This window comes from Pedobacter sp. (assembly GCF_045628745.1).
Classification (GTDB): domain Bacteria; phylum Bacteroidota; class Bacteroidia; order Sphingobacteriales; family Sphingobacteriaceae; genus Pedobacter.
In genome coordinates, this window is the sequence record NZ_JAZQPU010000490.1 from 1 (window position 1) to 1,797 (window position 1,797).

4 protein-coding genes are annotated in these 1,797 nt (G+C 41.2%); all 4 read left to right on the plus strand.

Annotated elements, in window-relative coordinates; genetic code table 11:
* Positions 1-87, plus strand: an 87-nt coding sequence (locus ACR2F7_RS17895; protein ID WP_432712250.1) for a ribosomal protein S19 family protein, incomplete at its 5' end; no start/stop codon positions are given.
* A gap of 7 nt (positions 88-94) precedes the next feature.
* Complete coding sequence (rplV, locus tag ACR2F7_RS17900; protein WP_432714898.1) at positions 95-454, plus strand: 50S ribosomal protein L22; 360 nt, start codon at positions 95-97, stop codon at positions 452-454.
* 9 nt (positions 455-463) lie between these two features.
* Positions 464-1,312 (plus strand): 30S ribosomal protein S3, encoded by an 849-nt coding sequence (gene rpsC, locus ACR2F7_RS17905; RefSeq protein ID WP_432714899.1) that lies wholly within the window; start codon positions 464-466, stop codon positions 1,310-1,312.
* A 38-nt stretch (positions 1,313-1,350) separates the two neighbouring features.
* Entirely contained in the window at positions 1,351-1,773 is a 423-nt protein-coding gene (rplP, locus tag ACR2F7_RS17910; protein WP_048907441.1) for a 50S ribosomal protein L16, read from the plus strand.
* Positions 1,774-1,797 lie beyond the last annotated feature (24 nt).

Sequence of the window (1,797 nt, forward strand, 5' to 3'; positions counted from 1 at the left end):
TACGTAACAGAAAACATGGTTGGTCACAAGCTGGGAGAGTTTGCTCCAACCAGAACATTTAGGGGTCACTCTGAAAAGAAAAAATAATTAAGAGATGGAAGCAGTAGCGAAATTAAACAATTGTCCAACCTCACCACGTAAGATGCGTTTGGTTGTAGATCTTATCAGAGGTGAGCGTGTAGAGAAAGCATTACATATTTTGAAATTTACCAACAAAGAAGCAGCAATTAGGGTTGAAAAACTATTATTGTCGGCGATCAAAAACTGGGAAAACAAAAATGAAGGTTCTCGCCCTGAAGAAAGCCAACTATTTGTGAAAACAATTATGGTTGGTGGTGGCCGCCAGTTAAAGCGATTGAGACCGGCACCGCAAGGACGTGGTTATAGAATACGTAAGCGTTCAAACCATGTAACTTTGGTAGTAGATAGTAAAAACATTGAAACTCAAAACTAATTAACAGAAATGGGACAAAAAGCACATCCAATAGGTAACAGGTTAGGAATCATCAAAGGTTGGGATTCTAACTGGTTCGGAGGCAACAACTATGCTGATAAATTAGTTGAGGACGATAAAATAAGAAAATACCTTGCTGCCCGTATTGCAAAAGGCGGTGTAGCAAAAGTTGTTATCGAACGTACATTGAAACGCATTACTGTAACGATTCACACGGCTCGTCCGGGTATTGTAATTGGTAAAGCAGGTCAGGAAGTTGACAAGATCAAAGAAGAGTTGAAGAAATTGACTAAAAAGGAAATTCAAATCAACATTTTTGAGATTAAACGTCCAGAACTAGATGCTCAATTGGTAGCAGAAGGCGTTGCAAAACAGTTAGAAGCGAGAATTTCTTTCCGTAGAGCAATGAAATCTACTATCGCATCTACTATGCGTATGGGCGCTGAAGGAATCAAAATTATGACATCAGGTCGTTTAGGCGGTGCAGAGATGGCACGTAGCGAGCAGTACAAAGAAGGAAGAATTCCTTTGCATACTTTCCGTGCGGACATTGATTACGCATTGGCTGAAGCTTTAACTACTTATGGTAAAATAGGTGTAAAAGTATGGATCTGTAAAGGAGAAGTTTACGGTAAACGTGATTTATCTCCGAACATTGGTGCAACCAACAACGCTCCTGGTAAAGGTGGCAGACCTGAAGGTGCATTCGGTGGTGGCAGAGACAGAGATAACCGTGGCAGTGGCGACAGAAGAAACGACAAAGGTCGTGGCGGAAGAGGTCCAGGTCAAGGTGGTGCTCCAGGTCAAGGTAGAGATAACAGAGGCGGAAACACTCCTAACAGAGGACCCCGTAAATAATTAGTTAACAGATCGTTTTACGATAATATTAAAATACAATGTTACAGCCAAAAAGAACGAAGTTCAGAAAGATGCAAAAAGGCAGAATGAAAGGTTTAGCAACACGTGGTGCTGAATTATCATTCGGGTCTTTCGGGATTAAATCTTTAGAGTCGACTTGGATTACCAGTCGTCAGATAGAGGCAGCCCGTATCGCGGTAACTCGTTTCATGAAACGTGAAGGCCAAGTGTGGATTAGAATCTTCCCGGACAAACCGGTAACTAAGAAACCAGCTGAAGTACGTATGGGTAAAGGTAAGGGTGCTCCAGAATACTGGGTAGCCGTAGTTAGACCCGGAAGAATTATTTTTGAAGCTGAAGGTGTGCCTTTGGAAGTTGCCAAAGAAGCAATGCGTTTAGCCGCTCAAAAATTACCAATACAAACAAAATTTGTGGTACGTAGAGATTACGTAGAAGCATAATAAGAGTTACTTATAATAAAAAAT